Origin of the sequence: Acinetobacter sichuanensis, assembly GCF_003024515.2 — a bacterium.
GTDB classification, from domain to species: domain Bacteria; phylum Pseudomonadota; class Gammaproteobacteria; order Pseudomonadales; family Moraxellaceae; genus Acinetobacter; species Acinetobacter sichuanensis.
Map to the genome: position 1 here is coordinate 173,645 of NZ_PYIX02000001.1, position 22,033 is coordinate 195,677.

Below are 22,033 nucleotides of genomic sequence, written 5' to 3' on the forward strand. Positions count from 1 at the left end.
GCTAAAAAGCAGCCTCTCTAACTCAAAGAGAGGACTTTATTAGTTTTTTAAATCTTCTGAATAAATAAATCACGATCAAAGCGATATTGCGGTAAAAATACACCATCTTCTGCGCGCTCACCTGCGGCGATCACCATAATTGGATATTGTTGATCATTCAAATTTACAATTTGACGCAGCATCGGTTCATCAAAGCCTTCCATCATACAACTATCAAAACCATAAGCACGTAAAGCCAAGACAAGGTTTTCGCAAGCCAATGCTGTCGTTTTTGCTGCCCAAAGCTTAGCATCGGCAGGGTTAAAAGCCGTTACAGGTAATTGTTTGTTCATGGTACGGGCGATTTTAAATGCTACTTTTTTAAAATTACCCAAAGTGTTGAAATAACCAGTTTTATAGTTATAAGGAATATATCTATAATATTTTTGCACAATCGGTGGAACTTCAGGAAATGGAAATTCACTTAAATTTCGTTGAGACATTTCATCTATACGGTCTGTACGGGCAACACAAATAATCAGTTCTGCGGCTGTTCTGGCAGCAAGTTGGCTTAAACATGCTTTAACCAATTGTTGTTTTTTCTCTTGTGTTTGAACAACATAAAATGTCCAAGGTTGTAAGTTAGAAGAGTTGGGTGCAAGTAAAGCTAAATCTAAACATTGCTCTAAAACTTCGTTTGGAATTTTCTTTTCTGTAAATTTACGTACAGAGCGGCGACTTTGTATAACAAGCTTAAAATTATTAATATCAATATTTTGTGGAGCAGGTTCATAATAACGCTGCTTGGTCGAATTTTCTTGTGCCATAAATCTTGCCTTAAATTTATAAAATAAATAAAAATTTCAAATGAAAAAGCCACTGAATATAATGATTTCAGTGGCTTAAACTTATATTCATATAAAAATGAATAGACAATTAGTTAAATTGAGAAAAATCTGGTTTACGTTTTTGCATAAATGCTGAAACAGCTTCTGCCATTTCAGGTGATTTGACACGTGTCATAAATACTTCAGCTTCATGATCTACGCATTCAATAATTTGTTCTAAATTGTGTTTCATTAAAGCTTTACTTTGTTTTAATGATGCTAAAGGCAGTGAAGATAAATGACGTGCTTGTGCTTCAGCATGCGCATAAGCATCTTCTACAATTTCATTGACTAAGCCTGTAGCGAAGGCTTTTTCTGCATTAAATTTTTGTGCAGTAAAAATAAGCTCAGCCGCTTTATGATAACCTGCTTGTTGTACCAAGAGTTGTGTAGCAGCGCCTTCAGGAGATAAACCTAGACTGACAAATGGCATTTGAAATAATGCTGTGTTATCGCTATATACCAAGTCAGCATGTAATAAAATAGTGACACCAATTCCAATTGCTACACCACGAACAGCGACAATTAAGGGTTTAGAAAATCGAGCAGCAGACTTTAATAATACAAATGGTGGATTCATACCTGCTTTACGATCTAAAGGCTTTTGCGCACTAGCCAAGAAGTCTTGCATATCATTGCCCGCAGTAAAGTCATTGTCTTGTCCGCGTAAAATGACATTGCGTACAGCATCATCATGATCTGCTTCATCTAATGCTTGAGCAATCCACAAATATAATTCACCATAAAGTGCATTTTTTGCTTCAGGGCGATTGATTGCTAAAGTGAGCGTACCATTGTCTAAATTTGCATTTAAATGTGGGTGTGGCTGTTGAATACAATTGAGGGTCATCGTACTATCCTTGCTTTAAAATTCATTGGATTTTTATAACGCCATTATGTCGCATATTTTATGTGTAGACGCAAACTGGTCAGTTCATAAAAATGAGGACTATGATGCAATATTGTTTTGATTATCTGGTTTATATTGGTCGTTTTCAGCCTTTTCATTTGGCGCATATGCAAACTATAAACATTGCATTAGCGCAAAGTCAAAATATAATTTTGGCATTAGGCTCAGCACAAAATGAGCGTAATATTAAAAATCCCTTTAGTGCTGAAGAACGTGAAAAAATGATTCTCTCAAATTTTTCACCTGAAAACCAAAAACGTATCCATTTTGTACATGTTATTGATGTTTATAATGATGTGAAATGGGTAAAGCTAGTGAAGTCTTTGGTGAATGATGTGGTTAAATCTGATGACAGAGTGGGTTTAATTGGTCATTTTAAAGATGAGTCTTCTTATTATTTACAGCTTTTCCCTGAATGGAAAATGGTTGAATTGGAGAGTTTGAAAGGGTCAATTTCAGCAACACCACTCAGAGAAGCATACTTTCAGGGTGAAATTAAACAGGCTGAATTTCCATTGGGAACCGTAGAATTTTTAGAGAAATTCCAAAAAACTGAAACCTATCAAAAATTAAGTGAAAAGTTTCAGCAACAAGATCGCTCAAATATTTAGCTTTTTATCTTTTAGTTCAGTACATGATGAGCATATTGAATCAAATGAGCTGTTAAGTGTTGAAGTTGCTGAGATTGTTGTTTCCAATGATGCCAATACAAAGCCAGTTGAATTTGAAACTGCGGTGATATTTCTATGAGTTCACCCGTATCTAAAAACTTTTTTACTTGATAATCAGGCAGCCAGCCATAGCCTAAGCCTATGACCATAGCATCAACAAAGGCAGTCGATGACGGAATAAAATAATGAGGATATTGACTGGGACTGAGACCAAAATTTTGTTGTATATAATGAGTATGTAGATAATCTTTTTCATTGAAAATCAAAGCGGGTGCCTGTCTTAAGGCATCACGGTGTACGCCTTGAGGAAACCATTTTTTTACAAAAGAGGGCGTTGCTGTAAAACGATAATTCATACTGCCTAAGTATTCAGCGATACAACCTTTCATTGCTTGAGGTTCTGTTGTGACACAGGCATTCACAAGACCTGCTTCAAGTAAATGATGGGTTTCTGATTGGTCGTCGACTTGAAAATGCACAGTGATGTTTTGTTTAATCAGTAAATCACGTAATAAAGGTAATAACCATGTGGCGAGAGAGTCAGCATTCGTTGCAATATTGACCTGATAAAAATCAGAATGTGTATCTTGACCTTGGAGCTGTTGTAATAAATTTTGTTGCATTAAACGAGTGTGTTGTAAATGTTGCAAGAGTATTTGCCCAACTTGTGTCACACGACAAGGGCGTTCTCTTAAAATAAGGACTTGCCCTAACTGTTTTTCTAATGTTTGTAGCCGAAGTGTGACTGCTGATGCTGTAATACATAACTTTTCGGCTGCGAGTTCAAAGCTTCCTGTTTCTGCAACAGCAAGAAAAGCTTCACTTTGTTTGCTTTGTAACATGTGTTCATCCAGCATGAGGCTAAGAAAAACTTAGTTTAGCTAATATTTTATAAGAATAATTTATTTTAATTTTCAAATTTGCATAATGGCTCAGTTTAATGATTAAGATGAAACAATGTATATTTTTCTTCAAGGTTTTGCTGTAGGCATGGGGCTAATTGTGGCGATTGGTGCTCAAAATGCTTTTGTATTGAAACAAGGACTCAAGAAACAATATGTCTTTTGGATTTGTTTGGTTTGTGCATTATCGGATGCGATCCTCATTCTCTTAGGCGTGTTGGGCTTTGCTTCAATAATTGAAAAAACACCTGAGATTTTGATCATTGCTCAGTATTTTGGCGCAGCTTTTTTATTTTTTTATGGTGCTCAGCATTTTTATACAGCATTAACACAAAATCAAACATTAATTGCAACAGAACAATCTGAACAAAATTTATGGAAATTATTAGCCATTTGCTTAGCATTAACATGGCTAAATCCTCATGTTTATTTGGATACGGTCATTTTATTGGGTTCAATTTCTACACAATACGCAGCAGCTAAAATGAATTTTGCTTTAGGGGCAATCACAGCTTCGTTTATCTTTTTCTTTGCATTAGGCTTTGGGGCAAGGCTTTTACAACCGATTTTTAAAAGACCTAATGCATGGAAAGTTTTAGATGTCCTTATTGCAATAATGATGTGGGGAATTGCTTTTAATTTAATTTTTCATTGATTTTTAAAATTAAAAAGACTGCATTATCATCTGAATGCAGTCATCACTTTAACGTTTAAAAACAGGTTCACGGCGCTCTGTAAATGCCATGATCCCTTCCATAAAAGCAGGTGTTTGAATCAATTGGCATTGCAAATCTTTTTCATAGTTTAATTGCTGTGTTAAGGTATTTTCGTTGGCAGATGAGTAGGTATTACGAATATGTTGGGCAATATGAGGCGGTAGTGAGGCGAGTTTTTTTGCAATTTTTAAAGCTTCATCAAGCAACTCATTTTTGGGTATAGTTTTCCAGATTAAGCCCCATTGTTCTGCTTGGGTTGCACTGACTTTTTCTCCAAGTAAAGTAATCGCTTTGGTTCTTGCTGTACCAATTAAACGCGGTAAAAACCATGATGTTCCCATGTCAGGAATGAGTCCAAGTTTGGGTGCAAAAGTTAAAATAAAATATGCTTCTTCGGCAGCAAGTGTAATATCACCTGCTAAAGCAATGCCAACACCTGCACCTGCTGCAACACCATTCATAGCAATAATCACGGGAATAGGGAAGTTTTCAAGCTGTTCAATCCATTGATTAAAATAATATTGCATATGATAATCTAATGACTCAGCAGGAGATTTACCGTCAATACCCATAAAAAATTCTGGATTCAGTTCAGCACCTGTGCAAAAAGCTTTACCTTCACCACTTATCACCAGTGCGCCAATAGCACTATTTTCACGAATTGCTGTAAAAGCATCTAAAACTTCTTTTACCATTTCAATAGATAGGCTGTTCATTACAGAGGTGCGTGTAAACTTTAGTAGCGCAACTTCATCAAAATATTCAAGTTTTATCGTTTGGTAAGTCATTCATATATCCTTATATTATTACGTTACTGAGAAAATGATTTGCTTAAAAAGATGTATTACATTGCTTTGTTATTGTGCAAATTTTTGAGTCATTCCTAGAGATGGAAAATATATTTATCTACGTTATAGGTGAATACTTCTTGATCAGCATTGGCAATAAGTAACAGTTTTTACTCAAAATAAGTGTAAATTGAAATTAAAAGATATTTCACTCAATAAAATGGAAAATAGAGAAAAAGCTTCGGAACAGACTATCTTTTTAAGAATTGCAATAGTATAAATAATAGGCATTTGAATATTTTTTGCAATTGGATGCGAAAAGTAAATGTGTACTGTTTAAAAATTTAAAAAAGGGTATTACTTTGTTTTAATTTTATTAAAACATTGATTTTAAAATGGATAAAAACAATATGGATAGCAAAAATCAAGTTGAAGCGCGTGACACACATCTGCACTATTTATTACATTGGGAGCAGAAACAACCTAATAAAACTTATTTAGTACAACCTTTGTCTGATGGCTCTGTTGTGGAATATACATGGGGGGAAGTCGCTCGTCAGGTACGTTTAATGGCGAGCTATTTGCAATCTTTAAAATTTCCAGCACACAGCCGTATTGCTATTTATGGTAAAAATAGTGCGCATTGGATTATTGCTGATTTGGCAATTTGGCTTGTAGGTCATGTTTCTGTGCCCTTATATACCACATTAAATGCAGAGGGAGCAGCCTATGTTTTAGAACATAGTGAGGCAAAATTATTTTTTATTGGAAAATTAGATGGAATCGCTGACAGTTGGCATAGTGTAAAAACAATTATTCCTGAAAATATGCCGTGTATTCGTTTGCCTTTAGCTCCAGATTACCCTGCGCCTACTTGGGATGAAATTATTGCTCAAACGCCACAATCTGAAAACTTATCTTTGCCTCAAGAGGATGATTTAGCAACTATTATTTATACATCAGGCAGTACAGGTTTACCCAAAGGTGTCATGCAAAGTTTTGCAACATTAACTCGCCCTACGCATTCTTTATCAGGAACTTTTGCTGTTACGTCAAATGAACGAACTTTGTCTTATCTACCTTTAGCACATGTTGCAGAGCGAATGTTTATTGAGTCAGCTTCTTTGGCAGCAGGATTTACCGTATATTTTGCCAATAATTTAGAAACTTTTGTACAAGACTTAAACCGAGCAAAACCAACGATTTTCTTTTCAGTGCCACGTTTATGGACAAAATTTTATTTGGGAATTAATGAGAAAATTCCATTATCTAAGCAAAAAATATTATTTAAATTGCCTATTTTAGGTAAAGTGATTAAGAGGAAACTTTTAACTAAATTAGGCTTAAATCATATACGTTTTGCCTTAACGGGTTCAGCACCATTACCTGTAGATATTATCAAATGGTACCGAAGTTTAGGGCTTGAATTACTTGAAGTTTATGGCATGACTGAAAATTGTGGTTATTCACATGTAACACGCACAGGACAATATGCTGAAGGTTTCGTTGGACATGTACAAACAGGTGTGCAATGTAAAATTGATGAGAATGGTGAAATCTTAGTCAAGAGTCCCGGGACAATGTTGGGATATTATAAAAATCCAGAAAAAACAGCAGAAGACCTTACAGCGGATGGTTTTTTACGCACAGGGGATATGGGCGAGATCGATGCTTCAGGACGCTTAAAAATTACTGGAAGAGTGAAAGATATTTTTAAAACCTCAAAAGGTAAATATGTGATGCCTGTACCGATTGAGCAAAAGTTAGGTAATCATGGTTATATTGAGTCAGTTTGCGTGGGAGGTGCTAGTTTGCCTCAACCTGTAGCATTTGTCATGTTAGCTGAAGATTTGCGAAATCACTTGGTTGAAGGCAAGCAGCAAAGAGAACCTGTTGAACAGGAGTTAACAGCACTTTTAAATAGTACCAATGAAAAATTAGAATCTCATGAAAAACTTGCATTTATTGTCATCATTAAAAAATTATGGACTATGGATAACGATTTATTAACACCAACGATGAAGATTAAACGTAATAAAATAGAAGCCCTTTATCAACAACCTCTAGAAAGTTGGGCGGCTAAACAGCAAAAAATAATTTGGGAATAGACTTAAATTTAGTCTGTTGGATGGTAAAAAAGGGAGTTTTAGATAAACTGCCTTTTTTACTATATAGTCAAAAATAATAAATATCAAAAAATAAGCTTTAGGGTAAAATGTGATTTATTTTATATTTTTAAATTTTTGTGTGATTTTTATTGATATTTTTGTATTAAAAATCACCAATCTCAGGGATATAAAATTGACCAGATAGTCCATAAAATATAAAAAAATGAATTGGATATTGTCATGTTTAATATTTCTTGTCCGTTATTAAAACCGATTTTAGTCTTAGAAGATGATCCTAATGTACAAATCCGCATTGAAAAATTGTTATATGCGTTTGGCTATAAAAAGCAAGATGTGCTTTTTGCACAAAGTATTGCAACAGCAAAAAAAAATGCGCAAGAAAATATTGTGCAGTTAGCATTGGTCGATTTAGGTTTACCTGATGGTAACGGAATCGATTTTATAAAATATTTACGTCAAAAAAAGGAAAAAGAAGATATTCCTGTCATGGTGATTTCCGCATGGAATACAACGGAAATGATTTATCAGGCACTCACTGCTGGTGCAACGGGTTATGTACTCAAAGAACGTGATGATTTAGAAATCATGTTTGCGATTCGTAGCATATTAACGGGTGGCGCAATTATTGATCCTAGCATTGCTAAAGAAATTTTAAATAAGTTTGTGGGTGTGGATGTTATTTCACAAGATGTGAGCAAGAAAAGTATTTTATCCAACCGAGAAACAGAAATTTTAAAATTGATTGCTTCAGGTTTAAGCAGTAAAGAAATTAGTCACCAACTGGTGATTGCAAAATATACGGTTGATGTTCATATCAAAAATATTTATCAAAAACTTGAGGTAAATTCTCGTACTAAAGCTATTCATGTTGCACAAAATATAGGCTTATTAAGTTAATAATAAGCCTTTGTGCATAGATGATTTTAAGGTTTAAGGAATGGTTGCATCATTCATATGGCGAGCACCTTCAAGCAACATGCGAATCATAATCATGGTTTGTTCAGCAACTGCTTTGCGTTCATGATTTGGCAAATCTAGCACTTTTGCTCCCATATTAAAAACCAATTGTGTAATGGCTTTGGCTACAAGCTCGGGATGAATGAGTTTATGTCGGTTCAGCTTTTCTAAGCGAATTAAGTCTTCTTGTAACTCTTGTTGAAAAAAAGCCAATTGTTGGTCTACAGCATGTTTATATTGGATTGAACCTGTATAACCTTCACGTAATAATAGACTTAAATTTCCTTCGTCAGCATCTAATTGTTCAATAAATACTTCAACAGAACTACGGATAATACTGCCATTTTTGGTCGCTTGTAGACGTGCTTGATGCAAAATTTGACGTAAGACACCGCCTGCACGGTCAATTAACTCAATTGCAAGTTCATCAATATCTTTAAAGTGTCGATAAAAACTATTGGGTGCAATACCTGCTTCACGTGCAACTTCTCTCAAACTTAAAGATGAAATACTTTTTTGTGGGCTAATTAAATTTAGTGCGGCTTGAAAAAGCTCTTCTTTAGTAATGGTTGCTTTTCTGCCTACTGAACGCACAGATACTTTTTCAAGACCCGTATCTGTGTCTTGAACGGAAATAGAATTTTCAGAGAGTGCAGAGGGCTGATTCATAAATATCAAGTAAATTAAGTTATTTAACTATTATAGCCGTTGCCATTACATAAATGAAATGTCTAGATACAATACAACTGTATATACAAATATATATACATATGTATAATAATTTAAATCCTATTGAGTGGTACGCCTCTGATGCATGCTCTTAAAAAGCAAAAATCTCCTATAAATTCAATATTTGAAGTTGTATTAGGCACTCATGCAAGCAACTTCTGGCTACAAAAAATTAATCCTTTATGGTCAATTCAGCAAGCACTTGGAAAAATTGTCCAAAAAGAACAAACCGCTGTTGATATGGTGAGTTTGACGATTCAAGTAAATCGTAATTTTAAGCATGGGCAAGCAGGGCAACATCATCCTATCACGATTGAAATTAATGGTCGTCGCTATGAGCGTACTTATAGTTTGACTCAACTTGATACACAACATGTTGTATTAACAGTAAAAAAAGTTGAAAAAGGTATCGTTAGTCAGTGGTTAAATGAACAAGCACAAGTTGGAGATATTCTTGAGTTTGGTCAGCCTTATGGTGAGATGCAACTGCCAAACACAACCCAGCCACTCGTATTATTGGCTGCGGGAAGTGGCATTACACCAATGTATAGCTTAGTTAAGGATTTGCTTCAAAACAAAAAAAATAAAGAGCAAACTGTACATCTGATGTATTGGGTAAAAAAACATGCCGATGTTGCATTTAAACAGCAGTTTGAACAATGGGCATTACAATATCCAAACTTTAAATTGGATGTTTTTTATACACAAGATACGCCTAAAGATGCACGTTTAAATGTTGAGTATTTACATTTGGTGAAAGACCTTACACAAAGTACGGTTTATGTTTGTGGTCCATCAGGTTTTGTCAGCACTGCGGAAAGTTTATTTCAGTCCGCACATGATTTTAAAAGTGAAGCTTTTAGCCTTACGCCCATCATTTCTGATGAAACAGGCTTTGTAAATGTGACTTTAACTCAATCGAATAAGGTGCTGGCGATTCCAAAAGGTCAGTCTATTTTGGTGAGTTTAGAACAACAGAACATTAAACCGCAGCATGGCTGCCGTATGGGAATTTGCAATAAATGTGCATGTAATAAAGCCCAAGGTGCAACCAAAAATATGGTGAATGGTCAAGAAAACTCTGAACCTAACAATTTACTTAGAATTTGTGTAAATACTGCACAAACTGATTTAGTTATCGACATTTAAGCGAGTTTTATCATGAATATGCCAGTTAAAATTCAATATTTTACCAATCCTAAAAACCGTGAGTTAACTCAGTTTGAGTTAGATGAACTTGCCCGTGAACTTGATGCAATTAAGCAAGAAGTTCTTGATGATATTGGCGAAAAAGATGCGAAATATATTAAAAAGGTTTATGCAGCGATTCGCTATAGCAGTATTTTAGGGCGTGCTTGTCTTTTTGCAGGTTGGTTCCCACCAGCATGGTTGCTAGGCACAGGTTTACTTGGTTTTGCCAAAATCATGGAAAACATGGAGCTGGGTCATAATGTCATGCACGGGCAATATGATTGGATGAATGATCCACGTTTTAAAGGAACAAATTATGAGTGGGATATTGTAGGTACTTCTGATAATTGGCGTCAAACCCATAACTACAAGCACCATACCTATACTAATATTAAAGGCATGGATGACGATATTGGTTATGGTTTATTGCGTCTTTTCCCTGAACAGCGTTGGAAGCCGGGTTATTTATTACAGCCTTTATACAGCATTCCATTTTGTTTGTTATTCCAATGGGGTGTTGCAATCCAAAATCTTGAAATTGGCAAACTGCTTTACAAGCGAAAAACTTGGGCTGAGTTTAAAAAAGAATGGAAACCGACACAGCAAAAAATAGGCAAGCAATTTCTAAAAGATTATGTATTTTTTCCTTTAATTGCGGGACCTGCGGCATTGCCTGTGTTTACAGGTAATTTGGTTGCAAATGGTATTCGTAACGTTTGGACATTTAGTATTATTTTTTGTGGTCATTTCACCAAAGATGTAGAAGTTTTTCCTAAAACTGTATTACAAAATGAAAGTCGTGGTCATTGGTATATGCGCCAAATTCGTGGTTCCTCAAACTTAACGGGTTCAGAAGCGTTCCACATTTTGACGGGGCATTTAAGCCATCAAATTGAGCACCATTTATTTCCTGAAGTACCTGCACGTCGTTATCGTAAAATGGCACCGAAAGTACAGGCTGTATGTGAAAAATATGGTTTGAACTATAACAATGCAAGTTTATTAAAACAGTATGGTCAGGTACTTGGACGTATTGTCAAATATGCTTTTCCATTTAAAAAATAATCAGCATTGATTTTGAAATAAAACCGCTTTCGAGCGGTTTTTTATTGGGAAATAAGTTTGAATTTTGTCATGATCATTGAAACGACACATTGACCGTGCTCAGCATGAGCATTGAAGATTGAAAAAACCTTAAAATAAGGACAACGAGAATAGATCAGATCCCATTCGCCCAATTAAAAAAACCAATAAAATCAGAAAGAAAATACGGATGAAACCACTGCCATATTTCATTGCCAATGCTGTGCCTGTAATTGCTCCCAAAATATTACATACAGCAAGGACAACGGCTGCGAGCCAAATCACATGACCCGTTGGAATAAAGAAAAACATCGCGGCTGAGTTGGTGGCAACATTGACGAGTTTTGCCGAAGCAGAGGCATTTAAAAAGTCAAAAGCAAAGACTTTGACAAATAAGAATAATAAAAAACTACCTGTTCCTGGACCAAAAATACCATCATAAAAACCAATACATGCACCAAACAAAATGCCGAGCGCAATTTCCTTTTTCCCTGCTTGTAAAACGGTATGAACTTGTCCAAGATCTTTTTTGGCAAATGTATAAATGGCAATGGCAATCAGCAAAAAGAACACGATATAACGCATGAATTCTTTGGGAATAAGCGAAACTGACATTGCTCCAAAGAAAGAAAATATAAATGCAGCAACCATGGTCGGTAGGATTAACTTCCAATTAATGGTTACTTTCTTAAAATAAGCAAGCGCAGAAGACAATGTACCTGCCATTGCAATCATTTTATTGGTACCAAAAACAGTGGCTAAACTATGTTTTGGCAAAGCATGCATGAGGGCAGGTAATTGGACTAAACCACCACCACCCACTGCTGCATCAATCAGCCCACCACAGAATGCGAAAAAGCCGAGACCCATTAAAAGGGTTTGATATTCCATGGTCAGCGCTGATATTTAAAGGAGATGTTGCGAGTTTATGCTAGAAGTATTTGCAATGAAAGTCATAAAAATAACTAAGTCTCACGATTTGAGACTTGGTTGTTGTAATGTAGGATATAGTGTTTATTTTATATACCCTTTATCAATAAAAGGTCTAAAAATACGATAATAAATTGACAAGACCAGATTTAAAATAAAGTCTTTATATTTGTGCCATAGCATGAGCCCAGAAAAATTGACCAATAATGCCAACAAAAAAGCACCAATCATATCGAGTGGAAAATGCACTCCTACATAAACACGAGACCATGCCACTAACCACGCGACCAAGATGAGTAATTTACCCAATTCGCGTTGTGATGAAAAATAGTAAGCAAAGGCGATACTACTAAAAATCGTCATGTGATTACTTGGAAAAGAACCTGTCGGTTTATGTTGAATTAAGGTTTGACCGACTTCCATGACAAAGGGTCGTGGAGAATAAAAAAAATGTGAAATTAACTGACTAATTGACAGTGTCACACAAGTAAAAATGAATGCTTTTAAAATCTGTTTTTTGACTTGTTCATCGCCACGAAACCACAGGATGGCAAATACAACAATCATTAAATACAATAAATCATTAGCAATGAAAATCGCATAGTGCATCATAAAGGATGATGCATGTTCAGGCGCATTTAAAAGATTAAATACAGCAAAATTTAAGTTTTCAATCGACATTAGAGTAAAATTCAAGTAAATCGACGGTAGGCTACTTTAAGCATATTGTCATTAAAATGAAATATAGTGCTCACCTAAAAGCAACAATGTAACTCAAAATTTTGAAACCAATCTGATAGTTACTTTAATTAAAAAACAGCAGAACAAGGGATTGATCTACTGTTTTATAAGGTATGTATTTTTGTCAAAATAAGAAGACTTATTTAAATTGGATAGATCCATTGGCATTGACAGTAATTTTAGACTCGCCAGAAGCCATGTTTTGTCCACCTGCGTCGGCTGCTTCAAATTTTGCCATGCTAGCACGTGCTGCATAGATCGGCTGAGGATAAGAATTATTGGTGTTGATATTTAAGCTCACCAAGTTATATGCCGATTTATTCCATGCCTGTGTCAAAATTTGCGCACGTTGCTGAAAGTTTTTGGAGGCTTCAACCATGAGTTCATTTTCAACTTTTTTCCGTTGTTCATCAGAAACGGTAAAGTTGATGGATTGAGTTTGGAAGTTTTGTTGCAACTCATTAATTAACTGGCTTGCTGCTTTAAAGTCTTTGCTTTCAATTTGGACTTCGGCACGACCACGCCATTCTTTTAATTTTTGGTTGTCATTGTCATAAATTGGGTAAGTAGTTTGAGAACCTGTTTCGACTTTAACCTGAGGATATTTTTTAGCAATGCTCATGGCTTGATTCATGAGTTGTGTAATTTGAGCTGACAATTCAGCAGGTTGTTTGTTGGTTTTTTCAATAAATAAGACAGCATGCATCTCATCATTGGATACTTGGCGAGTTGCGTCTGCTTGTACATTGACAACATTGTAATTTAACGCGTCATTTTCTGCTGCCATAGTCAGGGTGCTCAGCGTTGTTCCTAAAAGTAGGGTGGTTAAGGCTAAATAACGCATAGTTTGTCCTTAAAAGTATTCATTGAAATCATTTATTTGATATTAAGCATAAGTCAGGGAGAGCTTTTGCAGAATTTGTGGTGCATTTGTAATAATTTATACCAAGTTTGCAACAAATAATAAATTAAAATACGATATAAATTAGTATGTTATTTCTATTTTGTAAAAAATAAATGGATTAAAATATTGTAGAAATTAAAAACAAGTAAATTATAGGCTTTTCTTTGCTTTGTCACATAGTATGATGATAATTCTAGTATAGATATTAATGAGCGTTTTTTTCGATAAACGAATAGACGATAAGTACATAAAAGATATTTATTTTCTTGAAAAAAACTGTATTATCGCGCTCCTAGTTAGGAATATTAAAAGCACTCTAACTAGATTTCTATAAAGCACCGAGTCAAAAGACCACAAGTCCCCCGACTTATTTCTTTCAACCCATATCAGAGATGGTAATTCGATATGAGCGTTACTTCTGTAAATCCTGCTGCCACTTCCACAAACGAATACTACTTGACTCGCCAAAGTCAGATGGAATCGAATGTTCGTAGTTATCCACGTAAATTACCGTTAGCGATAGCGGAAGCACATGGTTGTTGGGTTACCGATGTTGAAGGTACAAAGTACCTCGATTGTTTAGCTGGGGCAGGAACATTGGCTTTAGGCCATAACCATCCTGCGGTGATTAAGAGTATTCAAGACACTTTAGCAAGTGGTCTTCCTTTACATACTTTAGATTTAACAACGCCTTTAAAAGATGCTTTTACTGAGGCATTACTTGAGCAATTACCAGGTGGTAAAGAAGAGTATTGTTTACAGTTCTGTGGTCCATCTGGTGCAGATGGTACAGAAGCAGCGATTAAATTGGCGAAGACCTATACAGGTCGTAGCACAGTAATCAGTTTTTCTGGTGGCTATCATGGAATGACTCATGGTGCACTAGCAATGACGGGTAACTTATCTGCTAAAAATGCGGTGAATGGCTTAATGCCAGGCGTACAATTTATGCCATATCCGCATGAATACCGTTGCCCACTTGGGATTGGCGGTGAAGCAGGTGTAGATGCTTTAACCTATTTCTTCGAAAACTTCATTGAAGATGTCGAAAGTGGTGTAACTAAACCTGCTGCTGTGATTCTTGAAGCGATTCAAGGTGAAGGTGGTGTCGTGACTGCACCTGTAAAATGGTTGCAAAAAATCCGTGAAGTGACTGAGCGTCATAACATTGTCTTGATTCTTGATGAAGTTCAAGCAGGTTTTGCGCGTTCAGGTAAAATGTTTGCATTTGAACATGCAGGTATTGAGCCAGATGTTGTTGTGATGTCTAAAGCAGTCGGTGGTAGTTTACCATTAGCTGTATTAGGTATTAAACGTAAGTTTGATGCTTGGCAACCAGCAGGTCACACAGGTACATTCCGTGGTAACCAACTTGCAATGGGTACAGGTTTAGCTTCTTTACAAGTAATTAAAGAGCAAAACTTGGCGAAAAATGCGCAAGAACGTGGTGATTTCTTACAAGCTGAATTGAAAAAATTAGCTGCTGAATTCCCATGTATTGGTAATGTTCGTGGTCGTGGCTTAATGATCGGTGTTGAAATTGTCGATGAGCGTAAACAAGCAGACCATATGGGTTCATTACCTGCAGATTCACAGTTGGCTGCTGCAATTCAAACGGCTTGTTTCAACAATAAATTATTGCTTGAAAAAGGCGGTCGTAGCGGTACGGTGATCCGTTTACTTTGCCCATTAATCATTACTCAAGAAGAGTGTGAACAAGCGATTGCACGCTTTAAGAAAGCGGTTGCAGAAGCACTTGTTGCAGTTCGAGGCGCGTAATTTATGGTAGATTTTGCAGAACATCGTAAAGCGTTACTCTGCAATGATGCTCAATCCATTGCTGACTATGAGTCAGCAATGGGTGAGGCGACCAAAGCGGTCGCAGCATGGTTGCAAAACGACAAAATGTATACAGGCGGTAGCATTAAAGAACTTCGTCAAGCGATTTCTTTTAATCCATCTAAAGAAGGCTTAGGACTTCAACAATCGCTTGAGCGTATGGTTGAATTATTCCTAAACAAAAGCTTAAAAGTACATCATCCGCACTCACTAGCGCATTTGCATTGCCCAACTATGGTGACCAGTCAAATCGCTGAAGTGTTGATTAATGCAACGAACCAGTCGATGGACTCTTGGGATCAAAGCCCTGCGGGTTCTTTGATGGAAGTGCAGTTGATTGACTGGCTTCGTCAAAAAGTCGGTTATGGCGCAGGTCAAGCAGGCGTGTTCACTTCAGGTGGTACACAGTCTAACTTGATGGGCGTACTACTTGCTCGTGACTGGTGTATTGCCAAGAACTGGAAAGACGAAAACGGTAATCCGTGGTCGGTTCAGCGCGACGGCGTGCCAAATGAAGCAATGCGTAATGTCAAAGTCATTTGTTCTGAAAATGCGCATTTCTCTGTGCAAAAGAACATGGCAATGATGGGCATGGGCTTCCAATCAGTCGTGACTGTTCCTGTCAATGAAAATGCTCAGATGGATGTGGATGCACTGGAAAAAACCATGGCGCATTTGCAAGCTGAAGGCAAAATCGTGGCATGTGTGGTTGCAACTGCTGGTACAACCGATGCAGGTGCGATTGATCCACTGAAACAAATTCGTGAAATCACTACCAAATATGGCGCGTGGATGCATATCGACGCTGCATGGGGTGGTGCATTGATTCTGTCTAATGACTACCGTTCAATGTTAGATGGTATTGAATTATCAGATTCGATCACATTGGATTTCCATAAACATTACTTCCAAAGCATTTCTTGTGGTGCATTCTTGTTAAAAGATGAAGCGAACTATCGTTTCATGCATTATGAAGCTGAGTATTTAAACTCCGCTTATGATGAAGAGCATGGTGTTCCAAACTTAGTGTCTAAATCACTACAAACAACCCGTCGTTTCGATGCGTTGAAATTGTGGATGACGATTGAGAACTTAGGTGAAGAGCTTTATGGTTCAATGATCGATCACGGTGTGAAACTCACACGTGAAGTTGCAGATTATATCAATGCAACAGACGGTCTTGAAATGTTGGTAGATCCACAATTTGCGTCTGTGTTGTTCCGTGTGATTCCAGCAGGTTATCCTGTAGAGTTACTTGATACACTAAACCAAAACGTTGCAGATGAATTGTTTGCGCGTGGTGAAGCAAATATTGGTGTGACCAAAGTTGGCAATGTTCAATCATTGAAAATGACCACTTTAAGTCCAGTTGCAACTTTAGAAAACGTACAGAATTTGCTTGCACTTGTGCTTGCAGAAGCTGATCGCATTAAAGATGCTATTGCGGATGGTAGTTATACTCCTGCAATTGATTAATCATTGTATTCATCAACGAAAAACCCAGTTTTAAAACTGGGTTTTTTGATTTAAAAATGAAATTTTTAGCAACTTGTGTATTTCTTATTAAGTAAATTTAGGTTTCATCATGATCTGATTCTGTTCTTTAAAGTTTTTTAAAACAATGTAAGATTTTATATGTCCAATAAAATCACAAGCCAATAATCGCTCTGTGACAAAATGTGAAAGTTGTTCCAAGTTTTCAGCAACAACCTTGAGCATATAGTCTGCATCTCCACTTAAAGAAAACGCCTCCTGAATTTGATCTTCACATTCAATCAAATCTTGAAAAGCCTGTTTTGATACGGCGCCATGCGTACTTAAATTAACATGAACCATTGCCATAACGTTTATTCCAAGAGCTTGTGGAAGAATTCGGGCGCTATAACCTAAAATAATGCCTTTTTGTTCTAAGATCTGTCGACGTCTAGAACATTGCGAAGCTGATAATCCAATCGTGTCGCCAATTTCTTGATTGGTTAAACGTCCATTGCGTTGTAATGCTTGTATGATTTGCCAATCAAACTTATCCATTGCATAAAATCCTTTTATGATACACAAATCATGCATATTGCAAAAAATCTGTTTCTATTATGCATGAAATATAAAAATGAAATGCAATATTATTTTTATAAAGGGAATAATAATGTAAAGGAAAGTGAATATGTTAATAGAAATTGGTAAATACCTGAATAAACGTTTACAAGAGCTTGGAATTAAACATGTTTTTGGTGTGCCAGGTGATTTTAATTTATCTTACTTAGAGCAGATTGAAGAAGAGAAACAGCTTGATTTTGTTGGCAATTGCAACGAGCTCAATGCCGCTTATGCTGCCGATGGTTATGCACGAATCAACGGTTTTTCTGCGCTTGCAACCACATATGGTGTAGGGGACTTAAGTGCGATCAACGGGATTGCAGGTGCTTATACTGAAAATGTTGCGGTGGTTCATATCTCAGGGATTCCACCTTTGCATGCAGTAAAAAATGGTGCGCTTTTACACCATACCTTGGTTGATGGTAATTATGACAATATCATGAACTGTATGCGAGAGTTTACAGTGGCGCAGACCCGTTTAACACCTGCAAATGCAGCCAAAGAAATAGACCGTGTATTGCAACAATGTTTTATAGAAAAACGACCTGTGCACATCCAACTTCCATCAGATATTACCCATGTCAAAATACAAGTGGAAGACCAGCCTTTAAATTTTGTTATGCCGAAAAGTGATCCTGAATTACTTGAAAATGCAATTGAAATACTGGCGAGTGCGATTGTGCATGCAAAAAGCCCAGTGCTTTTGATTGATAATGAAGCGCAAATATTCCAAGTGACACAGCTTGTTGAAAAATTAGCCAACCAATATGCAATTCCTTATGTGTGTTTAAACACAGCGAAAAATATTGTTGATGAATCCTCACAATTGTTTGCAGGTGTCTATGTGGGCGCAGCAAGTCAACAAATCGTCCGTCAATTGGTTGAAAATTCAGATTGTTTAATAGCGATTGGTGCACGATTTACAGATGTGGGTTCTGGGTATTTTACCCATCAAATTAATCCCAAAACGTTTGTAGATATTAAACAGTATGATTTAAATATTTTTGGTCAAAACTTTCCTGCGATTGAATTATCTGAATTTTTGACTGCGCTCTGTCATGCTTTACCGACTCGAAAAGTCCTTAAACCTGTATTAGAGGCAACGCCTTTTGTGCCACAAAGTATTCAGGCTTCACGAAAGCTTTCACATGATATTTTATGGAAATATATTGGTGCATTTTTAAAAGAAAATGATGTCGTCATTGGTGAAGTAGGTACTTCAAATTCTGCTCTATCAGGCATTAGATTGCCGAAAACAGCAAAATACATCGCTCAGCCAATTTGGGGTTCAATAGGTTATACCTTGCCAGCATTATTAGGGGCAATGAAAGCAGCACCAAAACGTCGTCATATTTTGTTTATTGGTGATGGTTCTATACAACTGACTATGCAGGAACTTTCAACGATTATTCGATATGATCTTAAGCCGATTATTTTTGTCATTAATAATGGTGGTTATACCATTGAACGTTTGATCTTAGGAGAAAAAGCAGCTTATAACGACATTCAAAACTGGAAATATACCGAAATGGTTCATGTATTTAATGGGAAAAATACCTATGAAACATGTATCGTGGAAACGGTTTTAGAGCTTGAGCAAGCCTTAGAAAAAATCAATGATCATCAGCATTTATCGTTTATTGAATTAAAACTACCCGCGATGGATGCACCTCTTAGCCTACAAAAATTTGCTGATGTCGTAGCTCGTTATGATTATGGTGATCATGCTTACCAAAAACTAAAAATGCCTGAACAGTATATAAAATGTCAGGATGCGATTTCGTTTTGACGCAAAGAGGAAATGTAGTGGCAGTGCTACATTTCCTCTTCTTTTTTATTTTCCAATTCAAGTTATTTCTAAAATGTGATGCTAATCAAACTATGATCTTTAAGGTATGAGCCGTTAAAGATTATTTCTTCTAAAAAAGTTGTCATGGATACGACAATACAGGAGTTAATATGGAAATTCAGGAAAAAAATACCCTAAAAAAAGAGCTTTCCAATCGTCATATTCAATTGATTGCACTAGGTGGCGCAATCGGAACAGGTTTATTTCTTGGGCTTTCTCAAACCATTAAACTTGCAGGACCTTCAGTATTGTTAGGTTATGCTTTGGCAGGTGTGATTGCATTTTTGATCATGCGACAACTCGGTGAAATGGTCGTACATGAGCCTGTCAGTGGCTCTTTTAGTTATTTTGCCAATAAATATCTAGGTAAAATGGCTGGCTTTATGTCAGGTTGGAATTATTGGGTGTTGTATGTTTTGGTCAGTATGGCAGAACTTTCTGCGATTGGTACATTTATACATTTTTGGTGGCCTGAGATTCCAACATGGTTAACAGCACTTTTCTTTTTTATTTTGATGAATGGGATTAACCTCATTGATGTAAAGTTTTTTGGTGAATCTGAATTTTTATTTTCAATGATTAAAATCGTGGCGATTTTGAGCATGATTGGTTTTGGTGCTTATTTGTTGTTGAGTGGGCAAGCAGGTTCACAAGCAAGTGTGAGCAATCTTTGGCAATTTGGTGGATTTTTCCCCAATGGTATACATGGCTTTATCATGGCTATGGCGATGATTATGTTTGCTTTTGGTGGGCTTGAGTTGATTGGGATTGCGGCGGCAGAAACTAAAAATCCTCAGAAAACCATTCCGAAAGCAGTCAATCAAATTGTATACCGTGTGCTGATTTTTTATGTCGGTGCGATTGGGATTTTACTTTGTTTATATCCATGGAATCAGGTTGCACAAGGCGGTAGTCCATTTGTATTAATTTTCCAATCTTTAAATAGTGGTGGCGTGGCAAATGTTTTAAATTTTGTGGTGTTGATTGCAGCCATCTCAGTTTATAACAGTTGTATTTATTGTAATACACGAATGTTACATGGTTTGGCTGAACAGGGGAATGCACCTCAATTTCTCAAGAAAGTGAATAAACGTGGCATTCCTGTGAATGCTGTTCTATTGTCATCGGCTGTGACAGCACTTTGTGTTTTGATCAACTACATCATGCCAAGCAAAGCGTTTGAGCTTTTAATGATGTTGGTGGTCTCCGCATTGGTGATTAACTGGTTGATGATTTCAATTACACATTTAAAATTTAGAAAAGTGATGTTAAGCACAGGTGAGCAGACTTCATTTAAGAGTTTGTTTGCGCCGTGGTCAAATTATCTCACGATTGCTTTTGTATTCTTTATCTTGATTGTCATGAGTTTTACACCAGATATGCGCATCGCCGTGGTGATGATTCCTGTATGGTTGATATTTTTAGGGGTTATGTATATGACAAAATATCGTAAAAAAGCCCCAATCATGTCTGAGGTAGGTATTTCTCGCTAAATAAAATGTTCTAGACTTGTCGTTAAAGTTTTCCCGAAATTGTTTTGTAGAATCATTTTTTGCAATAATTCGAGTAATTTTTGAGAAACCGAGTTAATCATTTAACTCGGATTTTTTATGTTTATTATTTATCTTTGATCATTCAAAGAATTAAAGCATAATTGTTCATATATTTAAGAATAAATTTTTAGCAGATTATGCCTATTCAAACTGTGAAAACATGGCGGCATGTAACTACAAAACAAAATCAACAGGTGATGAAAAATGTTGCTCGACTATGGAAAATAGGTGAACAAGCAACGTCAACACAAGATATTTTAGATGCATTGCATCCTTGGGGTGAGTGTAAAGATTTATATTTCCACAATTTTATTGCCCATTTATTCATAGTTTTAGGTGTTTTTATTCTGATTTTTGGTTGGATGATTCATGTTTATATTCCCTTTGCTTTGACTTTCTTGGTCGGTATGTTGTGTTTATTTTTTGCTTATTTAATTTATGAATCACGTTCACCGATTGAAGAGGTTATTTATTTTTTAGAGCAACGTATGATCGTGTTGCGTTATGATTTAAATTTTAATCGTGTTCCAAGCTTTTTGCCACAAAGTAGTAACTCACTTTTGGTTATGAGTAAGTTAAAACAATCTTTTCCTTTATTTTCAAAGGGAAATGCGACAAATGAAATTACTCAATACATTGCTACAACATGGGAATTTGAACATAAAAAATATCCAGTCTTATTGTTTCATTATTATTACATCAATGAATTGCCAATGAGTCAGTTCAATAAAGATCAGAATAAAATGCAAGGGATACGCAAAGATCAGTGGGGTGTTTTTATTTTTGATATGCCTCGTTTAGGTTTTGCAGCAACTAATCAGCGTCATGCATTTTTTGAACCTTATACACAAAAATGGTCAACCAGTGATATTTTAGTGAATGAAAATCTTAGGATATTTGGGCATGATCAAAATCAACTTGCACGTCATATTAGCCCAATGATGACTTTGAAATTGAGTGATTTTTTTCAAGATTATTCAGGTGAAGTTGTATTTCATTTTGCAGAAGATATGTTGTGCTATATGGGAAATCAAAACTTATTTCAGCAATCACAACAGAAACAACAAATTCGTGATATTTCTACACTTCGTGGGCATTTAAGAACTTTTAGAATGCCTGAATATGAAAAATTTAAACGTAGCATGTTAAACTTAATTACATAAACAATAATAAGGAGAATA

20 protein-coding genes are annotated in these 22,033 nt (G+C 36.1%); 11 read left to right on the forward strand and 9 right to left on the reverse strand.

From position 1 onward, the window contains the following. Positions 1-47 precede the first annotated feature (47 nt). Together C9E89_RS00845 and C9E89_RS00850 are read right to left on the reverse strand one after the other, a co-directional pair. On the reverse strand, positions 48-806 hold the full coding sequence (locus C9E89_RS00845; RefSeq protein WP_107006545.1) for a nitroreductase family protein: 759 nt from the start codon (positions 804-806) through the stop codon (positions 48-50). A gap of 109 nt (positions 807-915) precedes the next feature. Continuing rightward, positions 916-1,716, reverse strand: coding sequence for an enoyl-CoA hydratase-related protein (locus C9E89_RS00850; protein ID WP_107006546.1), 801 nt, complete (start codon positions 1,714-1,716; stop codon positions 916-918). A gap of 104 nt (positions 1,717-1,820) precedes the next feature. On the opposite strand from C9E89_RS00850, the gene C9E89_RS00855 reads away from it, so the two are divergent. Beyond that, complete coding sequence (locus tag C9E89_RS00855; RefSeq protein WP_107006547.1) at positions 1,821-2,387, forward strand: nicotinate-nicotinamide nucleotide adenylyltransferase; 567 nt, start codon at positions 1,821-1,823, stop codon at positions 2,385-2,387. An 11-nt stretch (positions 2,388-2,398) separates the two neighbouring features. Here C9E89_RS00855 and C9E89_RS00860 read toward each other — a convergent pair whose 3' ends face one another. Beyond that, the gene (locus tag C9E89_RS00860) at positions 2,399-3,289 is read right to left on the reverse strand and encodes a LysR family transcriptional regulator ArgP (RefSeq protein ID WP_107006548.1); all 891 of its coding nucleotides are present in this window, start codon (positions 3,287-3,289) and stop codon (positions 2,399-2,401) included. Positions 3,290-3,404: 115 nt separating this feature from the next. On the opposite strand from C9E89_RS00860, the gene C9E89_RS00865 reads away from it, so the two are divergent. Continuing rightward, positions 3,405-4,004: a LysE/ArgO family amino acid transporter gene (locus tag C9E89_RS00865; protein WP_107006549.1), complete on the forward strand. Its 600-nt coding sequence runs from the start codon at positions 3,405-3,407 to the stop codon at positions 4,002-4,004. Positions 4,005-4,052: 48 nt separating this feature from the next. Here C9E89_RS00865 and C9E89_RS00870 read toward each other — a convergent pair whose 3' ends face one another. Further along, the gene (locus C9E89_RS00870) at positions 4,053-4,853 is read right to left on the reverse strand and encodes an enoyl-CoA hydratase-related protein (protein ID WP_107006550.1); all 801 of its coding nucleotides are present in this window, start codon (positions 4,851-4,853) and stop codon (positions 4,053-4,055) included. Positions 4,854-5,263: 410 nt separating this feature from the next. Between C9E89_RS00870 and C9E89_RS00875 the strand changes: the two genes are divergently transcribed. After that, a complete protein-coding gene (locus C9E89_RS00875; RefSeq protein ID WP_107006655.1) occupies positions 5,264-6,961 on the forward strand; it encodes an AMP-binding protein in 1,698 nt (565 codons plus the stop codon). 240 nt (positions 6,962-7,201) lie between these two features. Continuing rightward, the gene (locus C9E89_RS00880) at positions 7,202-7,879 is read left to right on the forward strand and encodes a response regulator transcription factor (protein ID WP_107006551.1); all 678 of its coding nucleotides are present in this window, start codon (positions 7,202-7,204) and stop codon (positions 7,877-7,879) included. 33 nt (positions 7,880-7,912) lie between these two features. Here C9E89_RS00880 and fabR read toward each other — a convergent pair whose 3' ends face one another. Beyond that, positions 7,913-8,608 (reverse strand): HTH-type transcriptional repressor FabR, encoded by a 696-nt coding sequence (gene fabR / locus C9E89_RS00885; protein ID WP_107006552.1) that lies wholly within the window; start codon positions 8,606-8,608, stop codon positions 7,913-7,915. Positions 8,609-8,749: 141 nt separating this feature from the next. Between fabR and C9E89_RS00890 the strand changes: the two genes are divergently transcribed. Both C9E89_RS00890 and C9E89_RS00895 read left to right on the forward strand, forming a co-directional pair. Further along, complete coding sequence (locus C9E89_RS00890) at positions 8,750-9,817, forward strand: ferredoxin reductase (RefSeq protein WP_107006553.1); 1,068 nt, start codon at positions 8,750-8,752, stop codon at positions 9,815-9,817. A 12-nt stretch (positions 9,818-9,829) separates the two neighbouring features. After that, positions 9,830-10,924, forward strand: a complete 1,095-nt coding sequence (locus C9E89_RS00895) for a fatty acid desaturase family protein (RefSeq protein ID WP_107006554.1) — start codon at positions 9,830-9,832, stop codon at positions 10,922-10,924. Between the two features lie 129 nt (positions 10,925-11,053). Here the strand turns inward: C9E89_RS00895 and C9E89_RS00900 are convergent, their stop codons facing one another. From C9E89_RS00900 to C9E89_RS00910, 3 genes are all read right to left on the reverse strand, one after another. Further along, positions 11,054-11,833 (reverse strand): sulfite exporter TauE/SafE family protein, encoded by a 780-nt coding sequence (locus C9E89_RS00900; RefSeq protein WP_107006555.1) that lies wholly within the window; start codon positions 11,831-11,833, stop codon positions 11,054-11,056. Between the two features lie 123 nt (positions 11,834-11,956). Further along, positions 11,957-12,553: a phosphatase PAP2 family protein gene (locus C9E89_RS00905; protein ID WP_107006556.1), complete on the reverse strand. Its 597-nt coding sequence runs from the start codon at positions 12,551-12,553 to the stop codon at positions 11,957-11,959. A gap of 199 nt (positions 12,554-12,752) precedes the next feature. Continuing rightward, positions 12,753-13,457 carry an SIMPL domain-containing protein gene (locus C9E89_RS00910; protein WP_107006557.1) on the reverse strand — a complete coding sequence of 235 codons (705 nt, stop codon included), beginning with the start codon at positions 13,455-13,457 and terminating at the stop codon, positions 12,753-12,755. Positions 13,458-13,922: 465 nt separating this feature from the next. Between C9E89_RS00910 and C9E89_RS00915 the strand changes: the two genes are divergently transcribed. Together C9E89_RS00915 and C9E89_RS00920 are read left to right on the forward strand one after the other, a co-directional pair. Next, positions 13,923-15,296 (forward strand): diaminobutyrate--2-oxoglutarate transaminase, encoded by a 1,374-nt coding sequence (locus C9E89_RS00915; protein ID WP_107006558.1) that lies wholly within the window; start codon positions 13,923-13,925, stop codon positions 15,294-15,296. Between the two features lie 3 nt (positions 15,297-15,299). Next, a complete protein-coding gene (locus C9E89_RS00920) occupies positions 15,300-16,832 on the forward strand; it encodes a pyridoxal phosphate-dependent decarboxylase family protein (RefSeq protein ID WP_107006559.1) in 1,533 nt (510 codons plus the stop codon). An 87-nt stretch (positions 16,833-16,919) separates the two neighbouring features. Here C9E89_RS00920 and C9E89_RS00925 read toward each other — a convergent pair whose 3' ends face one another. After that, positions 16,920-17,387: an Lrp/AsnC family transcriptional regulator gene (locus C9E89_RS00925; RefSeq protein WP_107006560.1), complete on the reverse strand. Its 468-nt coding sequence runs from the start codon at positions 17,385-17,387 to the stop codon at positions 16,920-16,922. Between the two features lie 130 nt (positions 17,388-17,517). On the opposite strand from C9E89_RS00925, the gene C9E89_RS00930 reads away from it, so the two are divergent. The 3 genes from C9E89_RS00930 (at position 17,518) to C9E89_RS00940 (ending at position 22,015) form a co-directional block, all read left to right on the forward strand. Next, positions 17,518-19,239 carry an alpha-keto acid decarboxylase family protein gene (locus C9E89_RS00930; RefSeq protein WP_107006561.1) on the forward strand — a complete coding sequence of 574 codons (1,722 nt, stop codon included), beginning with the start codon at positions 17,518-17,520 and terminating at the stop codon, positions 19,237-19,239. Positions 19,240-19,409: 170 nt separating this feature from the next. Then, positions 19,410-20,792 carry an amino acid permease gene (locus C9E89_RS00935; RefSeq protein WP_107006562.1) on the forward strand — a complete coding sequence of 461 codons (1,383 nt, stop codon included), beginning with the start codon at positions 19,410-19,412 and terminating at the stop codon, positions 20,790-20,792. Positions 20,793-20,989: 197 nt separating this feature from the next. After that, complete coding sequence (locus C9E89_RS00940; RefSeq protein WP_107006563.1) at positions 20,990-22,015, forward strand: hypothetical protein; 1,026 nt, start codon at positions 20,990-20,992, stop codon at positions 22,013-22,015. Positions 22,016-22,033 lie beyond the last annotated feature (18 nt).